Raw genomic sequence first — 26553 nt, forward strand, 5'->3', positions numbered from 1 at the left:
TTAAAGCAGCCCTTTCGGGCAAAAAATTATAAGCCATACTCAATAATAATGCTTTGCGCATCTTGAGCTTCTGCTTTTGGAACTAAAACCTCACAATAAGAACCTTTTTTGTCTATTTTTTTATTAAGTGGACGCAATTTTACCAAAAAACCTTCTTTTGTTAAAACGTCTTTGACCTTTTCTGCTGTCTCCATATCTTGTGCCATGTATATTACCGTCCACATAAAACGGCCTCCTTAGTATTTCTAAATTATATTTTAATCTATTTTTTTGCAGTTATCAACTCAAAAATTTGCAAATGCTTATTTCAAATTACTTTGACATTTTCCTCTCCTAAAACAACATACAGTTGTTTAATTAATTCCTTACTTCCATTTACCCACAAGTCTCTATTAGCCGCCAATAATTTTTTACTATTAAGCTTTAAAACTACTGGCATATTACCAGGATTTTTACGTAATATTTGTTTAACAATCTCAATCTTTGTAGAATCCTGCAAATTAAGATAAAGTTTTTTCACTATCGCTTGTGACAACAGCTTAATTTCATCGCATAAAATCTTAGGCTCTTCCTCTTCCTTTAAACTAACCTTTCCTCTCACTACAACCGGGTTGTCTTCTTTTATTATACTGGAATACTTTTCATATACAGTTGGAAATACTATTACTTCTACAGTACCATATAAGTCCTCAATTGTGACAAAAGCCATCATATTGTTATTTTTGGTAAATTTAATTTTTTTTGTAGCTATAACTCCTGCTATCACTACTTCTTGGTTATCTTGCAATTTAGGCTGAAACATTTCCTCTTCGCTAACTTTAAAATCCAAAGTAGTGGCATTAGTAATTTTAGGAATATCCTCCATGTATTCTTCTAGAGGATGCCCACTTATATAAAGGCCTAAAGTTTCTTTTTCCATGGATAACAATCTGTTTTTAGGAAATTCTTCTAAATCAGGAAATTCAAATTCCACCCCATGACTTTGTTCTACTTCTCCAAATAAAGAAATCTGCCCATTTAAATTATTATTTCTATTTTTCTTTATATTTTCCATTAATTTGTCATATACTGATAGAAGTTGAGAACGCCGCACTCCAAAAGAACTAAAAGCTCCTGCTTTAATTAAGCTTTCCACTGCTTTTTTATTTAATTGACTGTCCTGCATCCTCTCAAAAAAGTCGACTACAGATTTAAATTTCCCATTTCTTTCTCTTTCACTTACGATTTCCATTGTCATATTTAAACCAACATTTTTTACTGCACTAAGGCCAAACCTTATTTTATCCTCTACCACTGTAAAATATGAATCACTTTCATTTATATCTGGCGGTAGCACTTTTATACCCATTTTTTTACACACCTGAACATAAAAAGCAATCTTGTCCAAGTTATCTACAAAACTGTTTAAAAGAGCTGCCATAAATTCTACAGGATAATACCTTTTCAAATATGCAGTCTGATAAGCTATAACAGCATAAGCCGCAGCATGAGATTTATTAAAAGCATAGTTTGCAAAATCTAGCATTTCGTCAAAAAGTTTATTAGCAGTTGCCTCGTCTAATCCATTTCTTAAAGCCCCTGGAACTATCACATTTCCCTCTTCATCAACTATCCCATAGATAAAATTCTTTCTTTCTTGTTCCATTACATCCATTTTCTTTTTAGCCATAGCTCGTCTTACCAAGTCAGACCTGCCTAAAGAGTAACCAGCGACATCTCTTACAATTTGCATAACTTGCTCCTGATACACCATGCAGCCATAAGTTACGTCTAAAATTGGCTTTAAAAGAGGATGGTCATAGACTATACTCTCTGGGTGATTTCTATTTGCAAGATATCTTGGAATTTGGTCCATAGGTCCGGGGCGATAGAGAGAAATTCCTGCTATTATATCCTCAAGGTTTTTAGGCTTTAATTCTGTCATAAACTGTTTCATTCCTGGAGACTCTAATTGAAAAACTCCTTCTGTTTCCCCTTTTGATATAAGTTCATAAACTTTAAGGTCATCGTACTCCATAGAATCAAAGTCTATAATCACACCCTTGTTCTTTTTTACCATTTCAATTGTATCCCTTATAACCGTCAAAGTTCTCAGTCCCAAAAAGTCCATCTTCAAAAGTCCTAACTCTTCAAGGGTGGTCATCGGAAATTGGGTCACTATGGAATCCTCATTTTTTTGCAGTGGCACGTAGTTGACAAGGGGTTCTTTTGATATTACTACTCCCGCAGCATGAGTAGAGGCATGTCTAGGAAGGCCTTCTAAAGACCTGGAAATATCAATAAGCTGTTTTACTTTTTCTTCATTCTCGTATCGCGCTTTAAGTTCAGGGTTTAAAGATAAAGCTTTATCAATAGTCATTCCCAATTCAAAAGGAATCATTTTTGCAATTACATCTACCTCTGCATAGGGATAATTTAAAGCCCTTCCTACATCCCTTATAACCGCTCTCGCCGCCATTGTACCAAAAGTTATAATTTGAGCCACATTGTCCTTGCCATATTTTTTTACAACGTAATCAATTACTTCTTGTCTTCTCTCATAACAAAAGTCTGAATCAATATCAGGCATGCTGACCCTCTCAGGGTTTAAAAACCTCTCAAAAAGAAGGTTGTATTTTATAGGATCTATGTTGGTTATTCCCAACGTATAGGCTACCAAACTACCTGCCGCAGAACCTCTTCCTGGTCCCGTCATAATCCTGTTGTCTTTTGCAAACTTTATAAAGTCCCACACTATGAGGAAATAATCCACATATCCCATTTGCTTTATTACAGAAAGTTCGTAATCTAATCTTTCAATCACTTCTTTGCTTGGATTTTTGTACCTCTTGTACAATCCTTCATAACATAAATTTCTCAAATATTCATAGGAATCAACGCCTTCTGGCAAATCGTATTTGGGCAATTTCGTCTTATTAAACTCAAATTCTACATTGCACATGTCTGCAATCTTCTCAGTATTTTCAATGGCCTCTTTACAACAAGAAAAAAGATTCTCCATCTCTTCTGGAGATTTTAAATAAAATTCATCAGTTGGAAAAGACATGCGATCTTCATCATCAATTGTCTTCCCTGTTTGAATGCACAAAAGCACTTCATGAGCTTTTGCGTCTTTTTTCAAGATAGTGTACATCATTAGTAGCAACTAAAGGTATTCCTGTCTCTTTGGATAGTCTTATAAGCTCTTTATTTACCTTTTGCTGTTCTAAAATTCCATGGTCCTGCAGTTCTAAATAAAAATTCCCTCGTCCAAAAATAGAGTCGTAAAAAAGTGCTGCCTCTTTCGCTTTTTCATACTCACCTCTTAAGATATAAGAAGGAACTTCTCCTGCAAGGCAAGCACTTAAAGCGATTAGCCCCTCACTGTGCTCTTTTAAAAACTCTCTGTCAACTCGCGGTTTATAATAAAAGCCCTCAATTGAAGCCACAGTCACTATCTTCATTAAATTTTTATACCCTGTCATATCTTTTGCCAGTAACACCAAGTGATAATTTTCATTATCAATCCCATATTCTCTATCCTGCATGCTTCGAGGGGCTACATAAATTTCACAGCCTATAATAGGTTTTATTCCTTGTGCTACTGCTTCTTTATAAAAATCTATTACGCCATACATCACTCCATGGTCTGTAATAGCTATGGCTTTCATGTTTAACTCTTTAGTTTTAGCAATTAAATCCTTGATTCTGCAAGAACCGTCAAGTAAACTGTATTCAGAATGAACGTGTAAATGGACAAACATAATATATCACCTAAGCCATCTTTATTCTTTTAGAAAGCCTGACAGACATCAACGCCTTTGCAATTTCTTCTTTTTCATGAATGATTTGAATTTCCAACTTACTAAAATTATTACTAACCTCTATTATTTTTGCGAAAACTTCTATTACTTCTTCTGTGCGCATGGGTTTTATAAAATAAATTGAGAAATTATCCAAAACTGCATCATATCTTTTATTCTGCGTTATAGCAAAAATACCAGATTCACACATTAACATCATCAAGGCACTGCTACTTACTGTACCAAATTGGTTAATCATCATCGAAGGAATCTTACCTTTAAATTTTACTCCATTTTCTATTTTTTCCATATCAAAATCTTTAAAAATTGTATCTTGAATAGCTTCACTAATCTGGGGCTGTTTTGTCGTATAATGTAGGGCCTTAATTACATCTTCCCTGCTTATGAGTCCTATCAATTCTCTGCCACGAGTCACAGGTAGTATCTCTACATTCCACCATATCATCAGATGGGCTGCATAAGAGAGCGTAGTAGTATCCGTTACAAATACAGGGTTAGGAGTCATAATACTCCCAATTTTATCATCATCCGATGCAGTGGCAACATCTCTTGAAGTTACCATACCGACTAACATCCCTTTAGAATCAACAACGGGATATCTGGTATGTTTAGTCTCTGTATATAATTTTTTCCAATCTTTTACTGTTTGTTGAGGCGTCATATAGATTGGATTATATGTCATTACGTCGCTGACGTACAAAATCTTTTTTCGTGTCATACTTTCATTGATCGCCTTGTTTATAAGAGTCGCTACAGTAAAAGTGTCATAAGAAGTAGATATAAGCGGCAATGAAAGCTTATCCGCCAGTTCTTTTATGTGAGGTAACGTATCAAAACCTCCTGTAATCATCACTGCTGCCCCTGCTTTCAAAGCCGCTTCCTGCGCATCTTCTCTATTTCCCAAAATTACAAGGTCCCCTGGAGTTATATACTTCACCATTTCATCAATGGTCATGGCTCCAATTAGAAACTTGTGAAGTTCCATCCCCATTCCACCATGGCCACCTAATACTGTCCCTTCTACTACATCTGTAATAACCTCATAAGTAAGACGGTCAAAAAATGGATCTTTTTGTTTCCTTCTTATAGTTCCCACTCTTGGAATCGTAGTCACAAGCATTAAATTTTCTGCATCCTTTATAGCTTTGTAAGCAGTACCTTCACTTATATGTAAAGCCTGTGCAAGACCTCTTACTGAAATTTTTGTACCTTCAGGTAAATTTTTTATATATTCCAATACAATTTCATTTTTTTTCATACCTATCATCCTTTATACAAAAAAGGTTTCTAAAAAGAAACCTTTTTTGTTTACTCCTCACCGAATTTTGATTCAATGAGGTCGACCAATGCTTTTATAGCAGCCTCTTCGTCGTCTCCTTCGGCACTCAATTTGACAACATTGCCTTGTGAAACTCCAAGAGACATAATTCCCATTATACTTTTGGCATTTACTTTTTTGTTATCCTTCTCTACCCATATTTGTGAGGAAAATTTGCTAGCAGTTTGTACAAATAATGCTGCAGGTCTTGCATGAAGCCCCGTCTTATTTTTAATTTCAATCGTAACTTCTTTCATTATTGAACTCTCCTCTCTTTCAATTTCTTTGAAATTTCTTCAATTTTCCTAAGTCTATGATTCACTCCTGACTTACCGACAGGAGGAACTAGCATTTGTCCTAATTCTTTTAAGCTCAGATCAGGATAATTAATCCTGAGTTCCGCCACCTCTTTCAAATTAGGCGGCAAATAATCAAGTCCTACTGTCTCTTTAATGTAATTTATACTCTCTATTTGCCTTAAAGATGCATTAATAGTTTTTGTCAAATTTGCAGTTTCACAATTTACAATTCTATTTACATTGTTTCTCATTTCTTTGTATACTCGTATATTTTCCAAGTTCAAAAGAGCACTGTGGGCCCCCATTATATTTAAAACATCAACAATTTGCTCTCCTTCTTTTAAGTATACTACATAATTATTTTTTCTTGCAATAACCTTTGAATTTAAATCAAAAGAATTTATCAATTTGCTTAAATCTTTTCCGTGTTCTAAATTATGAGTAATAAACTCCATATGATAAGCTTTTTCAGGATCGCTTATTGAACCACCCCTAAAAAGCTCCTCTTAAATAAGCTTTTTTTGCTTTGCTGTTTTTTAGAATCTTTTGGTCTATCCCATAATTTAATTTTATATGACCTTTTTCATAATTCAATATCTTAACTTTACCCAAAATTTCTTCTACAATTTTTGTATCAGGTACAAATATGAGATAGGTTAAGGTTTTTTTAAGATACTTACCTCTTCTTACCATTGTCTCAGGAATTATCCCAAATAAATCTTTTATTAACTTAAAAACTAATCTCGCCACAGAGGCATTTTCTGTAGTAAAGGTTAAAGAAATTTTCCTATTGCCATATATCGAAATGCTGCCTATCGTCCTAATCAAAGCAGCTAACTCTGCTATTTTACTTTCTTCATCTTCAGGATAAATCCTTGCTAATTCGTCTTTTGTATCTGAAGAAAATGACATAAAGCATCACCTCAACAGGCTTATCTTTATTATACTACATTATTTCAAAAAAAAAACCCCTTTCAAAAACAAATGAATAAAAGGGGTTTATAGGTTTATAGCAGACTACAATAATTTTTTCTTTTCCCATTCAATATATTTAGGTGAATTTTTCCAATTATGTCTTTCTTCAGAATTGCACCATTCCTTGAACTCTTTGTAATCTTTCCACTCTTCATATTCACTTGCTTCAACTAATTTTTTTAATGTGATAAGCTTTGTAATGTCGTAACTTCCATACAATCTCTCATAATCCTTATAGTATTGATAATCTCTGCCATAGCGGGATGTATCTTTCATACCATCACCCCTGTTTTTTTAAAAAATATAGGGGAATTTTCATTCCCCTTTATTTTTCTATCTTCATATTATTCACTTAAACTCAGATTGGTTACTTTAAAATATAGGCAGAGTTAGGTTGCAAATAAAGGAGATTTCTACTTCTTTTTAATTCCTTCATCTTTAAAATATCTTCTTTCCCTTCTGCTTCATTCAAAAATATCACTTCCTGCTTGCTACTGTTATTTAGTACAACAATTATTGATTTACCTTTGTATTCCCTCTTAAAAGCAAACACTCTTCCTATAGCATATAAAGTACAGAAACTTCCGTATTTGAGCTCCTCATTTTCTCTCCTTATAGAAATCAACTTTTTATAGAAATTAAAAATACTTTTATTTTGCTTTTCCTCCTCCCATATCATGCATCTTCTGCAATCAGGGTCATAATCTCCCACCATTCCTACCTCGTCCCCATAGTAAATATATGGGATTCCAACAAAGGTAAATTGAAACACTAATGCTAACTTCATTCTCGCAACCATGCCATTAGCTAAAGTCAAAAACCTCTCAGTATCATGACTTCCTATTAAATTAAACATAACCCTATTTACACTATCCATATGCCTCATAAGTTGCTCTGTAATCATTGTATTAAAGCGAGAAGCACTTATTTTCCTTTTTGCAAAAAAGTCCACAACCGCATTTCTAAAAGGATAGTTCATTACACTGTCAAACTGATCCCCTCTAAGCCAAGGAGAAGCATCATGCCAAACCTCTCCTACAATTATGGCCTCCGGTTTAGCTGCCTTTACAACTTCTCTAAACTTTCTCCAAAAATGGTGGTCTATCTCATTAGCAACATCCAGCCTCCAGCCGTCTATGTCCACTTCTTTAATCCAATATTCCGCTACTTCCAATAAATACTTCTGTACTTCTGGATTTTTTGTCATAAGTTTTGGCATTCTCCATACAGTATCTGCAAAAGCTTCATAGGAAGGTTTTGGATGAGTTTTAATTGGCCATTCGTATATATTAAACCAATCCCAGTATTTTGATTTTTTACCATTTTTAATAACATCCTGAAATGCAAAAAAGTCATATCCGCAGTGATTAAAAACGGCATCAAATATAACTTTTATGCCATTGTCATGACATTTTTGCACAAGTTCTCTCGCTTTTTGCGTATCACCAAAGTGGGGGTCAATTGTATAATAATCAGTAGTATCATATTTGTGGGTGGAATGCGATAAAAATATGGGGGTTAAATAAATGGCATTTATACCCAAATCCTTTAAATAATCTATTTTATCTATTATTCCTTGCAAATCTCCTCCAAAGAAAGAATCTGCAGTAGGTTTTTCACCCCAGGGCTTTACATTTTCAGGGTCATTTGATTTATCACCGTTATTAAACCTTTCAGGAAATATCTGATACACCATGCAATCGCTTGTCCACTCTGGAGCAAAAAAAACATCCTTTTCTCCTATATACGGGTAATGGAAAAATCCCCAAAACTGATTTTCTGGCCTTTTTTTGTAAAATCCTGCTTCTGTATAATATAACTTCTCGCCCCCTCAGCTACCAAATAGAAAAAATACACAAATTTTTTATTAAGCTCTAAAGTAGTCTCATAATAATCAAATAACTCGTTGGTATGAGTTAATACCATTGGTTTTATTTTGAATTTTCCCAGCCAATCGTATCTGTCTTTGTATAAAACATACACCCTATCTACATCAAATACAGCAGTCCTTAGTACTATCTTTAATTGATTTTCATTCAGTGGATATGCGAAAGGTATATCACTTTTATGAAATATAGCTTCTTTTATCATCTCTTTCCCCTTTCTATGTATGTATATTTATTGTAACTGGTGACGGTGTTTGCACTGTTGGTAGCTCCTCACCATCTACAGTTATTTTAACAGCTGGCGGATAACCCATCAAGATAGTAATACTATCTTTTACATCAAAAATTTTAGACATATCCTTTGTCATAAGGCCTTCATAAACGACATTTCCATCTACTTTTACACTAAACCAACATTTTTCACCAGGTACGCTTATTTCTACTTTATAACTTTCTCCAAAGGGAACAACTTTATATTCTATTTTTTTAGAAGTCTCTGCTATTTTTTCAATCGACGTCTTTGCTGTAGATTGAAAAACATTGCTTTCCTGTGAAGGATTTGTTTTGTCTTCCGAAATTGTTGAAGCTTCACTTTGATTTTGTTGTGGAATTGGTGCAAGTCCTTTTTTAACTTGATTTAGAAAATAGTAAAAACCGTATCCTATAATACCTATTATTAAAACAATAATTATTGCTTTTTTTAAAGTCAAAAAAAATTGTGAAAAATCTCTCCTCTCTTTTTTGTAAGATGTGGTCTCTATATTAGGTATGGCTTCCTCCTCTTTCTCCTGAAACAAATATTCATACTTTTTCACTAACTCATTGCCATCTAACCCTAAAGCCTCAGCGTAACTTTTCACAAAGCCCTTGGCATATACAATGGCAGGCATTACGCTAAAATCTCCATCTTCAATAGCTTTCAAATAGCGTGTCCGTATTTTAGTTATTTCTTGAATTTCTTCAAGAGTCAATCCCTTCTTAATTCTTTCACTTTTTAAAAATTCTCCCAATTCATTCATACCTATCACCCCTTACTAACCATCCACTTATTATATATTCCACACAAAATACATTTTTCCTTCATTATTTTCGGAAAAATAAAAATTAAAAGGATGATTTCAGCAAATTACCTCCATCCTTTTTCTATACAAAAGATCCACAAAAGCTTCCAAACGGGTTTGGTAACCTGCTTGCCCAGTGTTTTCATCATATACTAAAGACATTACTGGAATATTGTAATCTCGGCTAATTTTTGCAATTATTCCTTGAGCTACTATTTCAGGGGTGCAGGTAAAGGGAAGTATGTGAATCACACCATCATAATTTAGTTTAGCATATTTTACGGTATTTGCAACAGTGTTGAGACCATGTCCTCCTATATCTCTTTCTAAATATCCTCTTGCGTTTTTCTTAAACTCCATCCTTTGAGGCAATTTAAAAGCGCTGTTAATTAGATAGTCTGAAAGATATTCTGTTTTTGTAACTTCCACTCCCAATTCATTTAAAGATTTGCTAATATCCATATTAGTAAAGGGTTCTAATAGCATATAAATTTCTCCCACTAGTGCTACTTTAAGCTGTATTTTCCTCCGTACATTTGCATTTTCCTTTATTTTTTTCATAGCCTCTGATACTATTTTGTCCACTTCTTTGCCATTTTGAGCTTTTTCTAGCTTTTTCATATATTCTTCATATATTTTTGTAGTTACACCTGGTTTATCTTCATGGGCTCTGTATTTTAATAAAAACTTTTCTAATTTATCAGCCGCTATCATTTTTTTCACTGCAAATACAAAAGATTTTAAAGCCGTTTTTCCATCTACATTAGGAAAATATGAAGCTAATTCTTTTAAAAAGTCTATTAACCTGCCATGGGGTGGATCAACAATTATCATTTTAAAGTCATAGCCCAAATCTTTTAATATCTCTCTTTGCACCTGACCGTAATACCCAAATCTGCAGGGCCCAATTCCACCTAACATTATAATCGTATCTGCTCCCCTATCAAGAGCCTCAATAAAATTTCCGACATTGATTTTAAAGGGTAAACATGCAAATTCATGAGAATTTCTAACTCCTAATGTCAAGGTTTTATTAGTAGAAGGTGGTGGGTCTATCACTTCTACCCCGATTCCTTCAAACATCGTTTTTAAAATCATATTTAAAGAACCCATGTGGGGATAAGTAATTTTCATACCATCACCGCCTTTTTATTAAATCTTAAAAGGTCTGTAAAGGCCTCCAACCTCGTCATAATGCCAGCCTCTCCAGAATGTTCATCAATTGTAATCAACATAAAGGGTACCTCCTTCTCTCTTTTAAAAATCCTCTCCAACAGTTCTTCTGTCATAGAATTAGGTCCACATCCAAAAGCAGAAACCATAATTACCCCATCTACATTCTTTTGTTTTAAAAAATACAATCCCGCTCCCAAAATATCTCTTTCATAGTTCCAAAACATTTCTTTTGAAAGCATTGATGCTCCTTCTAATATTAGATCTTTCTGTAGCATTTCCATGGTATAAACTTGTGCTCCCATGTTTTTTAGCTTCTCAATAATCCCCATACTTATGTATTCATCCATAATATCATAAGGATGAGCAATGACGGCTATTTTAAGGTCATAATTACTTTCTTCTTTTACCAAATTCTTTCCTTCCCAAACTTTTAAAGCTTCTAAATTGGTAAGACCTTCTTTCAACAAGCTCTCGAACTTTTTTTGTTGGTGGGTAGCCTCAAAATAGGCTTTTAAAGATTGGTCTTTAGTCTTCCCAAACATCCTACCAACTTTTATAAATTCATTTTGAGTAAATTCATCGTTATTTTTATAATAATTAATCTCAACATCTATAATAGGTGGTAAATCACCAATTAAGCTTTTTATAAAATCTGGCAGTCCTAAAAACTTTGAACAAAGGTATTTTTTTCTTTCTACACTTACAATCCTCGGAATAAATATATAATCAACATCTTTTTCTTTTAAATTTATCACATGTCCTACATAAGTTTTAACAGGAAGACAAGCATCTTCAACACAGTTTTTTACTCCTTCATCAAGAATTTTTTTATTTGTATCCTGGGAAACCACTACTTTTGCTCCCACACCTTCAAAAAAGTCTTCCACATTGGATAAAAATCGTAATATAAAAGTCCTTTAGGTATTCCTACAGTCTTGCTCATTTTTAACCTCCTTTAAAAGCAAATACATATTTATTTTTGCCATAAGTTTTTATTTATATACAAAAATAAAAATACCGGAAATAATCCGGTATTTCAGTTTGTTGACAAAGTTAAAAAATATTCAAAGGAGATATTTTGCATCGTCGCTCCGATGTTCCAAAGCGACAAAACTAAAGCTCGACCTTCAGGCTCCGGCAGGGTACCTACGTCAGGTGGCATCCATGCCTTAATGTGCCCGCCTCCGCCATCCCTGGCTTCGGCCCTGCCTCCACCCTCGGTCTTGCTAAGTTTCCCGGCACTCAAGTAAGCATGCTTGTTTTTTTCTATTTTTGCTTATATCAAACTCTCTTACTTGAGTGCCGGGTCGCTTTGTAACAAGTCGCTCCTTATGCAAAATATCTCCTTTACGAAAGTTTGTCTACAGTCTTAAATACCGGAAATAATACGGTATTTACAAATTGTTCCATGTGTAACAATTTTTTATCCTTTTACTGCACCTGCTGCAAGACCAGCTTGCAAATACCTCTGCAATACCATAAAGAGTATTACAAGAGGCAAAGATGCCATAACAGAGGCTGCCGCAAATTGAGTCCAGTGGGCCGAAAATTGGTTTTGAATAAACCTTTGAAGCCCTAACGCTATTGTGTAATTTTCAGGTGACTTTAGTACCGCACTGGACAAAATAAATTCACTGTATACTCCCATAAAGCTAAATAAGAATATAACTACAAGCATGGGAGTCGCCAAAGGAAGAATTATTTTCGTGAAAATTTGCCAATGAGTAGCTCCATCAACTAAAGCAGCTTCGTCCAACTCTTTTGGAAGACTATCAATATAGCCTTTTAAAAGCCATATACTAAAAGCGCTGCTACCTGCCATGACCAGCATAAGGGCATAGAGATTATCCAGAAGGTTTAATTTTGCCATTATACCAAATATAGCAGGTAATGCCATAAACGTAGGAAACATCTGAAGTATTAAGAGAGTCTTTAAGCCATTTTTTCTTCCAGCAAACTTCATTCTACTGAAAGCATAAGCTGACGTAGCAGTCAAAAATAATTGAATAATTGCTACACCAACGCTTAAAATCATACTATTTTTTACCCAAAGTAAAAAATTAGTCTTAACAAGCACATCCTTATAATTTTGAAATGTCATATGTTGTGGAAAAATTGAACCGGAGAAAAAGGCATCTCCAGGCGCCATAGACGCTCCTACTACCCAAGCTACAGGAAACATCATTATTGCAATTACAGCCCATATAATAAGTCGGCTAATCCATAGAGATACTTTTTCATGAGGTTTTAATTTTTCCCTATAATAAATCTTTTTAGTCGTTTTTTTGTCACCAATTTTAACACTTGCATATTCCACCTTAATCCACCTCCTCGAAAGCACGAGTCATCTTCATATTGACAAGGCTCAATGTGCCAATTATCAAGAATATAATTATAGACAAAGCTGCCGCCAAGTCATACCTATTAAACTGCATTGTCATTTTATAAGCTGAACTTACAAGCAAATCAGTATGACCTGCAAAAGAAGTATCTGTCCTTGGAGGTCCTCCTCCTGTAATTAAAAACGCTGCGCCAAAATTGTTGAAATTATAAGCAAAAGATGAAATAATAAGTGGCAAAGTAGAAGATGTCAACATTGGTACTGTTATCATTCTAAACTTTTGAAACCATGTAGCACCATCAATATCTGCAACTTCATAAAGTTCAGGTGGAATAGCCTGCAAAGCTCCTAATGAGGCATTCATCATAAAAGGATAACCCATCCACACACTGACAATTATAATCGCAACTCTTGCCCAAAAAGGATCAAGAAGCCATGGTATCATGGGAAGGTGCAACTTTTGCAGTATCAGATTTATACCCCCATACTGCTGATTTAAAAGTCCTGTCCAGGTAAGTGCGGCAATTGTGCCAGGAAGTCCCCATGGAATAATCAATATTGCTCTATATAAATTTGTTTCCCACATATTTTTGTTATTCAAAATAACTGCTAAAAGAAGACCGATAATATAACTCAATAATGTAGCTGAGAGAGCAAAAATAACTGTCCACACAAATACAGGAGCAAAAACTACTTTGAAAGGGCCGGCAAGTATATCAACAAAATTTTTAAATCCAACAAATTGATAATTTTTAAAATGATATAAATTAAAGTTTGTAAAAGCAATATAAATAGTATACAAAATAGGGGCAAAACTTAATACAGTCATAGATAGTATAGCAGGAGACAAATAAGCATAAGGTCTTAATTTATCCCGCATAGTTTTGTTTGTTTTCATCTAGCAACCTCCTTCTCTAAAAAAGGGGCTAAAAGCCCCTTTTTGTTATTGCTGTGTTGCAATGCCTTGCTTGATTTGATTCACCATATCGTCAGCAGCTTTGTCAACCGGAACTTTTCCAGATGTAATAAGCTGTAACGCATTGCCTGCAGGAGTCCAGACTGCTGCCATTTGCGGTATATTAGGCATTGGAATAGCATGTGTAGCTTGCTCAGCAAATGCATTCAAAATCTCATTATTCTTAACTTCTGGATTGTCTAAGAGGGATTTAAGAGCTGGTATCCTGTTACCTGTTTCAAATAATGGCAATCCTGTATTTTCAGCAAGATACTTCATTAAATCCCATGCTTCTTGTTGATGTTTTGAATTTGCACTTACAAAAGCAGCTTGCACACCTGCAAAGGAAGGCATTGGTTTACCATCAACCTGTGGTAGTGGAGCAACTTTGAATGGAACATTAGCTTTCTTGAAGCCATCCACATCCCATGGACCACTTATATACAAACTAGTCTTTCCACTTTGGAAGTTACCTTTTGCCATATCTCCATTTATATCTGCAGGCATGAATTTATACTTTGTCACAAAGTCTTTTATAAGTTCTAAGCCTTTCTTTGCACCATCGTTATTCAATCCTATATCGTTTGGATCAAGTCCACCGCCTGTATCCTTGAACACATAACCGCCATAAGCAGATATAAAGGCAAAGCTAAAATAGAAGTTATTTACATCGTATTGGAATCCTACTTCTTTGCCCAGCTTAATTAAATCATCAAGTGTTGCTGGTGGTGTTGGAACTTTATCTGTATTGTAGAAAAGTGCATAAGTCTCCATTGAAATTGGTACAGCATACATTTTTCCATCGTAAGATACAGCACTTATGCTCATTGGAACATAGTCGTCTTTGTTTATAACTCCGTCTGGTACTTCAGCTAAAAGTCCTGCCTTTTGGAAAGTACCCAAGTTATCGTGTGGTAAACCAAACATGATGTCTGGGCCTTTACCACTTTGAGCAGCTGTTGAGAAAGCTTGGAAGTCACTCTGGTCTGCCAAAACTTTTACTTTGTTGCCAGTTTGCTCTGCCCACTTATTTGCAATCTCTTGAACCTTTGCTATTTCAGGATCTGTTAAGTGTGACCATACTACAAGTTCTACAGGCTCTTTCTTTTGTTCTGTCTGACCTTGTGATGAAGTATTGTCACTTGTCTTGCTGCCGCCACAACCTGTTAAAGCAGCTGACAAAACGAATACCATCACAGTCAGCAATGCAATTATTTTTGTGTACTTCTTCATACAAATCCTCCTCTTAATTTTTAATTTTATTATAATTTTGGGAAAAACCCAAAATCTTATTTCGCTTTTACATTTGTCCATATGCTTACACTGTCTTTAGGTAAAGTTATACTTAAAATGTTGTTTTCACTATTTCCTCTTTCAACTTTTAAATTAACTCCTTCTAATAAACCCTTTAAATAATCACTGTATTTGCCTTTTCGAAGAGAAGTCTCTATATTTTTTATAGTAGTCTCTTCTCCTTTATTTATTGCAACTGCAACTATATCTTTACCATATTGCCTCTCATAGATATAAACATCATTACTAACATATCTTGCTATTGTCTTACCATACTGTAATGCCGGTGTAACCTTACGCAAATTTGACAGTTCTTTAATTAAAACATAAGCCTTAGTATTCTCATCAAACTTTTCCATCAATGGCCTATTGTAAGGGTCATTTCCACCATTTGTGTCATTGTGTAGATACTGCTCTGTGCCATAATATATTGCAGGTATTCCTCGTGATGTCATTATAAAAGCAATAGCCTCATGCAATTTGTCCTTATCGTCATTGACTGATAAAAACCTCGGCATATCGTGATTGTCCACAAAAGTAACCAACTTATAAGGGTTGTTATAATCTTTATTTGTCTCTTCAATAGTATCATTCAATCTGTCAAAGCCATAACCTTTTTCAAAAACATCTTTTATCGCACTGTTAAGCATAAAATCTAATACAGAAAAACCACTTGTATTAGCAAATTGAATATTATAACCGTACAAAGGATCAGTGGGACCGTTTAACATCCACTCGCCGAAAAGAATAGCATCTTTTTTAACACCGTATATGGTATCAGCAAAACTTTTTACCCATTCCATAGGCATATGCTTTGCTGCATCTAGCCTTACCCCATCAACTCCATGACTAAACCATAACTTGATAGAATCCTTTAAATACTTGTCAACAATAGGATTGCTTTGGTCAAGGTCTGCAAGGTCAAACAAATTTTTGTCCTGCAAGTCCTTTAAATTATTCCAGTTGGTAATTCCACCATTATGATGAAAAAGTTTATTGACATCATTGCTATAAGTTCCCAATAATTTCCCATTGTCATAAAGTGCACCGTTTTCAGCAAAGTCAGGATTGTTTTCATCTGCCGGACTTGTATGGTTGGGAGCAAAATCTAGTATAACTTTTATCCCATTAGCATGAGCAGCCTCTACAAAATTGTCAAAGTCCTCCCATGAGCCAAAATGTTCTTCTACTCTTTTAAAGTCCCTTGCCCAATATCCGTGATAAGGTGCATTTATTTCGCCATTATATATTGCTGGTTTGTTGATGTTGTCTACAACAGGAGAAATCCAAATAGCTGTTACTCCCATCCCTTTTATATAAGGAATTTTTTCTGTCAAACCTTTTAAATCTCCACCCCAATACATCCTCCAATTGGTATAGGTTGGATCAAACATACCTTTACTTATTTTTGGATCATCATTAGACTTATCCCCATTGTAAAACTTATCTATCATAACCTGATATATCACATCTGACTTAGAAGTAATATTAGAACTGGTATCTTTACTACCACAACTGGTCAGCAATAAAGAAAAGAATAAAATTATTGCCGCAAATAGTTTTACATTCTTTCTCATCACTTTCCCCCTTACAAATAATTGCTAATATATTACAGCAATCGCTTTCTTGAAATGTATTTTTTAAAAGCGCCCAATTGCAACAGTGTTGCAATCGCTTGCGCTTGCTTTTAATATTATTGTATATCTTAATTTAACAAATGTCAATATGTTTTTTTGTACAACATAGACTAAAATTCCTCGTTTACTTAAGCAGGCTTACAATTACTTCTGCAAGCTTTTGCTCATCGTGCCTTATAAATTCCTTTTTTAAAGCTACTAAATTTTCCTCTACCACTTTAATTCCCATACTTTCTAACTGATTTTTATCGTATTCAACAGGTTGTGACATGTCTTTTATATAGCGCTTCATATAATCATGGGGAATTTCGCCATTGTTGACAATAATGTAATCTAGAGATTTAAGCCCATGTTCAAAAAGAGCCTTCACATGGTCACAAGCAGTATAGCCCAAAGTCTCTCCTGGCTGTGTCATGATATTGCAAACATAAACTTTAACCGCTTTGGAAGCTTCAATGGCGTCACACACTCCATCTACCAAAAGATTAGGAATTACACTCGTATATAAACTTCCAGGACCTAATACAATGGCATCAGCATTTAATATATCCACTAACACTTCTTCAAAAGGCTCTGCATGAGAAGGTTCAATATATATTCTCTTTATCTTACTGTTTTCTTTTTGCTGTACAACAGGAATTTGCGATTCCCCTTTAATGATAGTTCCGTTTTCAAGCTCTGCTACAAGCCTTACATCATCAAGAGTTACAGGAATAACTTTTCCTGATACAGCAAGCACATCACTCATCTTTTTTACAGCTTCTTCAAAATTTTTAGAAATACCTATCATGGCTGCCAAAAACAAATTCCCAAAATTTTGGCCTTTTAACATTCCCTCAGTAAACCTGTACTGCAAAAGTTGTTCCATTGTAGGCTCTGTATTTGCTAAAGCCAGTATACAATTTCTTATATCTCCAGGCGGCAGTATCCCTAAATCCTGTCTTAGGATTCCCGAGCCGCCGCCATCATCTGCTACTGTAACTACCGCAGTAATATTGGTTGTATAAAGTTTTAATCCTCTTAGCATAGTAGAAAGCCCTGTACCTCCACCAATAGCAACAATATGAAGTCCCCCTTTAGAATTATTTTCCATAATCATATTACTCCTCTCCTATATCTCTATGGTGCAAAATAACAGAATAATCTTCTTTTTTAGAAACTCATAAAGGGCATTTGCAATAGTAACAGACCTATGCTTTCCTCCTGTGCATCCAATAGCTATAACGAGTTGAGATTTACCTTCTCTTATATAATACGGGATTAAAAATTTAATCATGTCCCCTAATTTCTTTAAAAACTCCTTTGCTTCCTCCCACTTCATCACGTACTCTTTTACCTTATCATCATTTCCTGTTAAAGGTCTTAATTCTTCAATATAAAAAGGATTAGGCAAAAACCTCACATCAAATACAAGGTCAGCATCAAGAGGTATTCCATATTTATATCCAAAAGACATAATATCTATTATGATTCCTTTAAACTTTTTCCCTTTTAAAAAGATATTAGACAATTCCTCTTTTAACTGAGAAGAAGTTAAATTAGAAGTATCTATTATGCTATTGGCAATTTTCCTTATTTCTGCAAGTCTCTTTCTTTCCTCATTTATTCCATCAACTATTCTACCTTCCTCAGAGAGAGGATGTTTTCTTCTGGTTTCTTTAAACCTCTTTATCAAAACCTCGTCAGAAGCTTCCAAAAAAACTATTTCGTAATCGTAGTTATTTTTTTTCAAAAATTCAAGGCTAGAATAGATGTCCTCAAAAAACTGACCACCTCTTAAATCCATACCAAGGGCTACCTTATCAACATTTTTTGAGTGATAAAAAAGGTCAGCAAGTTTTGGAAGAAGAGCAGGTGGAAAATTGTCTATACAAAAAAAGCCCATATCCTCCATAGCCTTCAATGCCTGTGTTTTTCCAGCACCAGAAAGCCCTGTTATTATTACAAACCTCATAAAAATATCACCCCTTTGCGTTTATTATATCTTCTTCTGTTAGTCCCGCCTCTTTTGCAATTTCTATTCCTCTTTCAAAGTCTCCTACTTTATGAGGCGTATGGGCATCGCTGTTTATTACAAATTTGCACCTCTCTTTTTTAGCTATCTTTACATATTCAACTGTCATATAACCGTGACTAGAATTAATTTCAAGAGCCGTTCCTTTCTCTTTTGCTGCCTTTGCAAGCTTTTGTGTATCAATGTCTACTTTAGCCCCTGGGTGTGTTATTATGTCAATTTTGTACTTTTTTATAGCATTAATCATCGCTTGAGTATTTTTTTCTCTCATCTCTTCCCGCAAGGAAATAAAATATTTACTTGCCATGTTCTTACCAAAAAGCTGTAAAGCACTTCTAAAGTCTTTAGGCATAACTCCTTCATGATATCCCATAAGCAAAATATCTAAATATTTCATAAGTTCATCTGGAACATCAATATCCCCTTCTAAGCTGATTAAATTAGCTTCTACTCCCATCAGCACTTTAATTTGGGGATATTTTTCATTAATCTTATCTATTTCTTCTCTCATTTTTTTGAAATCCCCTTTTCTTAAGCCATAAAATACATGAGCTGGTCCATGGTCAGTGATTGCAATCTCCTCAAGCCCAATTTCTATCGCCCTTTTTACATTATCTTCTATTGTGCCTTTCCCATGACTGTATACCGTATGGGTATGATAATCAGCAAAAATTTTCATTTGTCAAATCACCTATTTCTCTCCTATTATTCTTATTTCTGGTACAAGTTCCACTCCAAACTTTTCTTTTACTACTTTTTGTATATGCTCAATCAAATTTAAAACATCGTAAAAAGTTGCATTGCCAGTATTTATAATAAATCCCGAATGCTTTTCAGAAACTTTAGCTCCTCCAATTGAATAACCTTTAAGTCCTGCTTCCTCAATCAATTTTCCAGCATAATATCCAGGTGGCCTTTTAAAAGTACTTCCGGCACTGGGATACTCTAAAGGTTGTTTTTCCTTCCTTTTTGCATTTAGTTCTTCCATTTTGCTTTTTATCTCTTCGTATTTCCCTTTTGTTAAACTAAGCCACGCTCTTAAAACAATCCAATCCTTTTCTTGAATAATGCTATGTCTATAGGAAAAATTCATTTCTTCATTTGATAAAATCAATATATTGCCTTCTCCATCTAAAACCTCTACTTTTTCTACCACGTCCTTCATTTCAGGCCCATAAGCTCCTGCGTTCATCACTATTGCTCCACCTAAAGTGCCAGGAATCCCGCTAGCAAATTCAAATCCCGCAAGTTCATGTACAAGTGCCACATTGGCAATATAGGAAAGAGGCGCTCCTGCTTCAGCGATTATCCTATTACCCTCTACAATTACATTTCTCAAAGAGGATAATTTTATTACAACTCCTCTTATACCTTTTTCACTTACTAATAGATTAGTGCCATTTCCTAGTATAAAAAAAGGTATGTTTTCTCGTTTCAACAAAGATATGGCTTCCAATAATTCTTTTCGATTATTTGGCACAACTAACACATCTGCAGGTCCACCTATTTTAAAAGAAGTGTGTCTTTTCATGGGCTCGTTTAAATACAATTTCCCTTCTCTAAGGATATCCTTCAATTTGTCAACTATCTCAATCACTGTACCACTCCTTAAAATTTAAAGTTAATTAATTATTCCATCTATAGTCTATCAATAATATATTGTTTTCATTCCAAAATGAAACTTTATATGCAATTTTATAATATCACTTTTTTTCACAAAATAAATAGAGGGGACTACCCCTCCTTTATGCATTGTAACAAACTTTAAATCTCTTGCTTATGCAACCCTCCGAATCATACATGCTCACAACAGCTGTACACTTTTTTATCTTTATCTCGCAATTGCAATCCCTGCAAAAATACAGGTTATTCCCTATTTTGCCCACATTCGTACTTTTGCAATTTGGGCATTCCACGGCAATCACCTCTTCATTAGCTGCTTACACTCTAAAACTATCAAAAGGAAACATTACACCTCCTGTAATTAGTTTTATTCCAGTCTAAGCAGCTTTTGATTTGTGCATTAAATAATCTCAAAATTTTGAATATTTTATGTACCCGTCAAGATTTTTTCTATTCCAATTTTTATTATACCACAAGGAAAGAAATCGGATATAGCTTGAAATTCCCTTATATCTTCTAATATTTTGAATTTTTCCTTATATTTATTCAATATTTCTCCCTTTATCAAAAAAAATATCCGTTTTTCTATGTTTTTTGCTAAAACTTAGAGCATAATTATATGAGATGTTCAATATGATTTTTAAAGCTATAAAAGTATTTTCCGTTCCTTTTTTCACATCAATGGGGGTTGTTTATTCTATACTTCCAGTTCTCTCTTTATTCTCCAAACAATAGAATCGGCAGCTTCAAATCCCATATTTATGCATTTTCCCGCCTGGTCAAACCTATACCAGCGAATATTATTAACATTAGGTTTTATTGTATAGACTCTTTTACCCCTCTCTGTTTTTTCGGAATTTTTGTTAGAGCTGTCTTTTAATAACTTCATAGTTGTAGCTGTAATGGATATAATTTCAGGCGCTGTCCTTTTTAAATTGAAATACTTTTTTATTGGCAGCACTTTCTCACTATTAGCTAAAGAATAAAAAAACCTTTCGAAAAAGCCCATATCAATGCTTGAGCTTACATCGCAATTTATAATTATGTCTGCTCCCAAGCTAGCTGCTAATTCTATTGCCTCAGAATCAATGATTGATCCATCAACTAACTTGGTTCCATTGTACTCCACAGGTTCAAAAAAGACGGGGATAGAAATGCTTGCCCTTATAGCTTTTATCAAGTCTCCCTCTGAAAATACTACTCCCTTTCCTGTTTGAATATCAGTAGCCACAATATACAGAGGGACATTAAGTTCCTCAAAACGTTCTTTTACATAACCCCGCAAATATTTCTCTATTTTTTCACCCTTTACTAAGCCGGTTCTAGATGCTTTAAAATCCAATAGACTTATAAATTTTAACATATTAATCTTTTTTGCATCACTTATAAGTTTGTCTACATTATGTCCTGAAGCATAGATTGCTCCTATTATCGCTCCCATACTTATGCCTATTATAAAATCAATAGGAATATTTTCTTCTTCAAATCTTTTTAGTATACCTAAGTGCGCATATCCTCTTGCTGCTCCACCACCTAGTATAAGTCCTATTTTGGGTCTCATTTTTCATCACCATTTCTATTCAAAAATAATTTGTATGGCATTTAACGCATCCAAAATTTCATTTTCATTAGAATCTAAAATCACTTGAATTCCCGTACCAAACATTGCACCAAGTATCATCCTCGCTACTGCTCGTGGAGAATAATTTCTAAAATTCTCTCCTAAAGCACTGTTACTTAAAATTTTTTCCTCAATCATTTTAGATAAGTCATTAAATAAATCTTTTAATAAACTGTTAAAAGAAGAGGACCACATAGCTAAACCTGTAAAATCGTACAACAGTTTAAAAAGTCCTGGATTATTTTTTAAAAGGTCTTTAAAAAAATTCACTAAGGATAGCATCTTATCTTTTGCAGTTTCTCCCATACTCAAAGCTTCATTTATTTCTTTTAAATATTTATCTATCATCATCTTTATTACCTCTGTAAAAAGCCCTTCCTTACTGCCAAAATAATAATGCAATTGGCTTAATACAACACCAGCTTCCTCTGCAATGTCTCTTAAGGAAACATTAGCATATCCTTTAGTTGAAATACACTTATATGCAGCATTTAATATTCTTTGCGATTGGTTTCTTCCTTCCATCTTGGATTTCCCCTTTTGAAGTTTATTTATTAAAGCCGCCCAGATCGGAAAATAGAAATTGCTAAACCTAAAACTATGACAAAAGCTATCGCTAAACCAATCTTTAAAATTATCCCATTAAGCTTATACATTTCTGCACCAGCATTAGCACTCATTCCTGACCCTATTAAAATCCCTGCAATGACAATACTTAAAGCCAAAAGTATAATACTGGTGGAAAGTCGATTAAATACCTTATCAACCCGTTTCTCTAAATTTTCAAGGTCTCTTATTTTCAATTCTATAGCATAATTTTCTTCTTCTGTTTTCCTTAAAAAATTCAATAAAAATGATGGCAACTCTTTTATCAATCTGCTATAATCCATTGTGGCATTTATTATCTCTTCTTTCATATGTTGAGTAGAAAACATTTTAGGTATCAACTGCTTTGCAATTGGTTTTGCCACTTCTAAAACGCTAATTTTGGGATCTAACTTTTCTACTATTCCCTCTAACGTTATAAGGCTTTTAGCCAGCATATTAAATTCATTGGGAATTACAATATTATACGAAAATACAAGGTCAAATATCCCATTGAGGACTTCCCCAACTTTGAGCTTTTCTAACTGTATTTCAACATATCTATCTCGCAAATTATTTATGTCTTTTTCTAGCTTTTTCATATTGACATTTAGAGTCACAGCATTTAAATCTATAATGCTTTCAATAATCATCCTGCTATTTTTGTAAACAATCCCCAACAACATTTTAGAAAACTGTCTTTTCCTTTCTGGGCTTAAGCTACCTACCATTCCAAAATCTAAAAATGCTATTGTCCCATCCTCTAGCACCATAATATTTCCCGGATGAGGGTCTCCATGAAAAAAACCATCCCTTAAAATCTGATTCAATACAGATTTTGCAAGGTTTCTTGCAATTGCACCGCGGTCTAATCCAGCCTCATCAATTGCATTAAAATCATTTAACGGAATGCCACCAATGTATTCCATCGTCAATACACGTCTTGTCGTATGGGTCCAGATTATAGAAGGAATTTTGACTTTTTTGTCTTTTAAAAAATTCTTTTTGAACTTTTCTGCGTTTTCCCCCTCTATTCTAAAATCTAATTCCTCTTCCAATCTCTTTTTGAAGTCTTCTACCATTTTTGTAAAATTGTATATTTTTCCATATTTTGTATGATTATCAACAAATTTGGCAATATCTTCTAATATCCTCATATCTTGGGCTATGATTTTTTCTATCCCTGGCCTTTGAACCTTGACAACAACAGTTTTGCCTGACCACAACAAAGCCTTGTGAACTTGTGCTATAGAAGCCGCCGCTAGAGGAGTAGGTTCAAATTCAGCATAGGCTTCCTCCAAACTTTCGCCAAATTCATTTTGTATAACTGATTTCACCTCATCAAAAGAAAAAGCAGGAGCTTTGTCCTGTAATTTTTCCAATTCTTTTATTATATCTTTTGGCAAAATGTCAGACCTTGTGCTTAAAATCTGCCCCATTTTTATAAAAGTAGGTCCTAATTCTTCAAGAGCAAGTCTTAATCTTTCTCCACGGGAAAGTTTCGCAATATTTTCATCATTTGTTTGCTTCAAGATTTTTCTTCTTACATTTATATGTTTTAAAATTCCAATATTGTCAATTATAGCACCAAACCCGTATTTGATGAATACAAAAATTATTTCTCTATATCTTCTTAAATGTTGCATTATTTCACACCTGTCATCAAAATTTTATAGTTACTTATTTTTCTGTGTTTTGTATTTCCTCCAGCACTTTTCTGACTTCCTCACGAACAATACTCTTTATCTCTTCCCTAGTAACAATATCTTCCTTTTTGGCAATATTCATGTAGCCTAACGTTTCAGCAACTGCGTCTTTAATCATTTTTCTCAATTCTTCCTTCTGTTCTTCACCTTTTTTTACCAAGTCTTTTACCATTTTTTGTGCATCTTCTCTTGCAACTTCTCCTCTATCTACAAGTTCTTCTACTATTTTTTCTATTTTCTCTCGCGATAATGCAAATAATCCCAAACCAAAATTGATAGATTTTTCAAGCAAACTTGTCATATATATAACCCCTTTCAAAATTAATTCGGACATCCGTCCTAATATCTCTATTAATATTATATACTAAAATTTCCTAAAGTCAATATGGAATTTTATTACTCCTCCAACAGCTCTTTTACAACTTCTATACCGTTTAATTTCATGTGACACAAAAACATGGTATGTATCAAATTGCCATCATGAGGCAGTATCTTGAGGGATTGAGCAGTTTTTACAGATGTATCATACGTTTCAACGCAATTTTCCGGTACAATTACATTTGCTTTAAGATTATTGGCATTTGCAATCATTTTTATAGACATAGCCGTCTGGTAAACGCATAAGTCAGTGCAATCTCCTACAACAATAAAAGTAGATTTTCCTTCCTTTATCATTTCAACAACTTTCTTCAAAAACTCATTCCCGCCTTCTAATTCCCCACCAAAAAACACATTTAATGAATTTTTCTCTACAATCACAGGTTCTCCTTCAACTACTTCTTTTAATTCGTCCACAATTTCACTTTCAAAAGCACCTTTTACACAATGAGGTGGAAATTCTCCAAATTCAACTGCATCTGAAGGATGGGCGTCATTTAAAAAGAACACATTTTTTATCCCCATTCTGTAGCAGGCTTTCAATAAATTTTTTATGGGTTCTATTATGCCTGCAACTCTTGGACTTGCTAAAGGACCGCTTTTACAAAAACCGTTTAGCATATCTACAACCAAAACTGAAACCTTATCCTCTCCACCAGCATTGTATATCACACTGCTTAAACTTTTTCTTCTAGGTTGCTATAAAAATCAAAAAGGTAATTTAAAAATGGCCTTGTGTTATACAAAAAACTGTCAAAATTCATAAAAAACACCCCTTTATATGTTTATTCTTACCAAAATTATACCATAAAAACAATTCTTAAACATAATGTATTACATATTGAAAAAAGTTTCTCTAGCTACAGCCAAAAGTCTCCCCTCTTCTGTGTAAGCCTCACAAACTGCAACAGTAGTTTTATTGCCAGCATGTACTATTTTTCCAATCGTCTTTACTTTGTCGACCAAATTTGCAGGTGAAACATAATTTATATTCATTTCAAGAGTCACCACTTGCTTTCCAACTGTGCGAGCTGCCATACCCATTGTAATATCCATCAAAGAAAAAAGCACGCCTCCGTGAGCAATGCCAAAAGGATTTAAGTGTTTTTCTTCAATTTCCATTTTTGTAACAGCATAACCCTTCCCTAATTCTGCTACATGCACCCCTATTAATTGATGAAAATTAGTACTCCTATTTATTTTTAAAAGCTCTTCAAAAAGTTTTTTATCTATTCCACCATTTATTGCTTTCACCTTCCCGCCCTCCTCATAAGTTGTTGTTATTATTATAGCATAAAAAACACAGGACTTCTCCTGTGTTTATGCAAATATTTTATGCCATATTTTTATAATATACCCTTCAACAGGACTAAGTATTCCTTCAAGACCTCTTAAAATTTTACTGCTTATAAATCCTATTATAAAGCCGGCTATGACATCCAGTGGATAATGTACTCCCACATATATTCTTGCAAATAAAAGTAATAGAGTTAAAACCATCATTATACTGCCAATAATTTTGTCATACATAAGCTCTGTAAAAGATAAAGCCGAGCCTCCTGACGCATGGTCACTTGGGAAAGAAGCATCTGCCGGATATTTTACCAAAAGATTGTCCTTATGATGTACAAAAGGCCTTGGCTCAAAATAAAAAGTGGAGATCAACAAATTTAATCCCAATGCAATAATAGCAGCAAAATAGGCGTTCATAGAAGTCTTTTTACCCTTATCACCGCCTATAAACCACTGAACCAACATAAGCATCCCATACAAAATTGGAGAATACACGGCAATAAAAGTCATAATCTTGTCCAAAAAAATATTATGGCCTGCTAAGCCATTTATCATGTGAAAAAGTGTCAAATTCATGTTTCTTCACCTC

20 protein-coding genes and 6 pseudogenes are annotated in these 26553 nt (G+C 34.2%); all 26 read right to left on the reverse strand.

Features of this window, described 5'->3' with window-relative positions:
* Positions 1-26: 26 nt before the first annotated feature.
* A complete protein-coding gene (locus tag OEI98_RS10605) occupies positions 27-224 on the reverse strand; it encodes a hypothetical protein (RefSeq protein ID WP_003868324.1) in 198 nt (65 codons plus the stop codon).
* Between the two features lie 83 nt (positions 225-307).
* Positions 308-3743, reverse strand: a pseudogene (locus OEI98_RS10610) (DNA polymerase III subunit alpha).
* A 10-nt stretch (positions 3744-3753) separates the two neighbouring features.
* Positions 3754-5061 (reverse strand): DRTGG domain-containing protein, encoded by a 1308-nt coding sequence (locus tag OEI98_RS10615; RefSeq protein ID WP_003870521.1) that lies wholly within the window; start codon positions 5059-5061, stop codon positions 3754-3756.
* Between the two features lie 50 nt (positions 5062-5111).
* Positions 5112-5378 carry an HPr family phosphocarrier protein gene (locus OEI98_RS10620; RefSeq protein WP_003870522.1) on the reverse strand — a complete coding sequence of 89 codons (267 nt, stop codon included), beginning with the start codon at positions 5376-5378 and terminating at the stop codon, positions 5112-5114.
* Positions 5378-6332: pseudogene (whiA, locus tag OEI98_RS10625) on the reverse strand (DNA-binding protein WhiA). Before whiA ends, OEI98_RS10620 begins: the two are co-directional and overlap by 1 nt.
* A gap of 105 nt (positions 6333-6437) precedes the next feature.
* Positions 6438-6671: a hypothetical protein gene (locus OEI98_RS10630; protein ID WP_003868318.1), complete on the reverse strand. Its 234-nt coding sequence runs from the start codon at positions 6669-6671 to the stop codon at positions 6438-6440.
* Between the two features lie 91 nt (positions 6672-6762).
* A pseudogene (locus tag OEI98_RS10635) lies at positions 6763-8486 on the reverse strand (glycoside hydrolase family 13 protein).
* 13 nt (positions 8487-8499) lie between these two features.
* Positions 8500-9300: a helix-turn-helix domain-containing protein gene (locus tag OEI98_RS10640; protein ID WP_266037799.1), complete on the reverse strand. Its 801-nt coding sequence runs from the start codon at positions 9298-9300 to the stop codon at positions 8500-8502.
* A 99-nt stretch (positions 9301-9399) separates the two neighbouring features.
* On the reverse strand, positions 9400-10476 hold the full coding sequence (locus OEI98_RS10645; protein WP_004401584.1) for a 2-hydroxyacyl-CoA dehydratase: 1077 nt from the start codon (positions 10474-10476) through the stop codon (positions 9400-9402).
* Positions 10473-11461 (reverse strand): annotated as a pseudogene (locus OEI98_RS10650) (acyl-CoA dehydratase activase-related protein). The gene OEI98_RS10645 and the pseudogene OEI98_RS10650 overlap by 4 nt, the downstream one beginning before the upstream one ends.
* A gap of 480 nt (positions 11462-11941) precedes the next feature.
* Positions 11942-12835, reverse strand: coding sequence for a sugar ABC transporter permease (locus tag OEI98_RS15150; RefSeq protein WP_006569393.1), 894 nt, complete (start codon positions 12833-12835; stop codon positions 11942-11944).
* 1 nt (position 12836) lies between these two features.
* Positions 12837-13757 carry a carbohydrate ABC transporter permease gene (locus OEI98_RS10660; protein ID WP_006569394.1) on the reverse strand — a complete coding sequence of 307 codons (921 nt, stop codon included), beginning with the start codon at positions 13755-13757 and terminating at the stop codon, positions 12837-12839.
* A gap of 45 nt (positions 13758-13802) precedes the next feature.
* Positions 13803-15047 (reverse strand): maltose ABC transporter substrate-binding protein, encoded by a 1245-nt coding sequence (locus tag OEI98_RS10665; protein WP_004401593.1) that lies wholly within the window; start codon positions 15045-15047, stop codon positions 13803-13805.
* Between the two features lie 56 nt (positions 15048-15103).
* Positions 15104-16684 (reverse strand): alpha-amylase family glycosyl hydrolase, encoded by a 1581-nt coding sequence (locus OEI98_RS10670; RefSeq protein WP_004401594.1) that lies wholly within the window; start codon positions 16682-16684, stop codon positions 15104-15106.
* A 184-nt stretch (positions 16685-16868) separates the two neighbouring features.
* Positions 16869-17843 (reverse strand): gluconeogenesis factor YvcK family protein, encoded by a 975-nt coding sequence (locus tag OEI98_RS10675; RefSeq protein WP_074665985.1) that lies wholly within the window; start codon positions 17841-17843, stop codon positions 16869-16871.
* 1 nt (position 17844) lies between these two features.
* Positions 17845-18698: pseudogene (gene rapZ, locus OEI98_RS10680) on the reverse strand (RNase adapter RapZ).
* A gap of 7 nt (positions 18699-18705) precedes the next feature.
* Positions 18706-19437, reverse strand: a complete 732-nt coding sequence (locus OEI98_RS10685; RefSeq protein WP_004401596.1) for a PHP domain-containing protein — start codon at positions 19435-19437, stop codon at positions 18706-18708.
* 12 nt (positions 19438-19449) lie between these two features.
* Positions 19450-20355: a UDP-N-acetylmuramate dehydrogenase gene (gene murB / locus OEI98_RS10690; RefSeq protein WP_003870536.1), complete on the reverse strand. Its 906-nt coding sequence runs from the start codon at positions 20353-20355 to the stop codon at positions 19450-19452.
* 453 nt (positions 20356-20808) lie between these two features.
* Entirely contained in the window at positions 20809-20949 is a 141-nt protein-coding gene (locus tag OEI98_RS10695) for a hypothetical protein (RefSeq protein WP_208638255.1), read from the reverse strand.
* Positions 20950-21078: 129 nt separating this feature from the next.
* Positions 21079-21942 carry a patatin family protein gene (locus OEI98_RS10700; protein WP_019907865.1) on the reverse strand — a complete coding sequence of 288 codons (864 nt, stop codon included), beginning with the start codon at positions 21940-21942 and terminating at the stop codon, positions 21079-21081.
* Positions 21943-21957: 15 nt separating this feature from the next.
* Positions 21958-22527 (reverse strand): TetR/AcrR family transcriptional regulator, encoded by a 570-nt coding sequence (locus tag OEI98_RS10705; protein WP_004401599.1) that lies wholly within the window; start codon positions 22525-22527, stop codon positions 21958-21960.
* A 29-nt stretch (positions 22528-22556) separates the two neighbouring features.
* Positions 22557-24233, reverse strand: coding sequence for a 2-polyprenylphenol 6-hydroxylase (gene ubiB / locus OEI98_RS10710; protein WP_266037823.1), 1677 nt, complete (start codon positions 24231-24233; stop codon positions 22557-22559).
* Positions 24234-24267: 34 nt separating this feature from the next.
* Positions 24268-24627 (reverse strand): phasin family protein, encoded by a 360-nt coding sequence (locus OEI98_RS10715; protein ID WP_004401601.1) that lies wholly within the window; start codon positions 24625-24627, stop codon positions 24268-24270.
* Positions 24628-24689: 62 nt separating this feature from the next.
* A pseudogene (locus OEI98_RS10720) lies at positions 24690-25435 on the reverse strand (cysteine hydrolase family protein).
* A 70-nt stretch (positions 25436-25505) separates the two neighbouring features.
* Complete coding sequence (locus OEI98_RS10725; RefSeq protein ID WP_074665983.1) at positions 25506-25925, reverse strand: PaaI family thioesterase; 420 nt, start codon at positions 25923-25925, stop codon at positions 25506-25508.
* A 66-nt stretch (positions 25926-25991) separates the two neighbouring features.
* The gene (locus OEI98_RS10730) at positions 25992-26540 is read right to left on the reverse strand and encodes an undecaprenyl-diphosphatase (protein WP_074592544.1); all 549 of its coding nucleotides are present in this window, start codon (positions 26538-26540) and stop codon (positions 25992-25994) included.
* Positions 26541-26553 lie beyond the last annotated feature (13 nt).

The organism is Thermoanaerobacter sp. RKWS2, assembly GCF_026240795.1.
Taxonomy (GTDB): Bacteria; Bacillota; Thermoanaerobacteria; order Thermoanaerobacterales; family Thermoanaerobacteraceae; genus Thermoanaerobacter; species Thermoanaerobacter ethanolicus.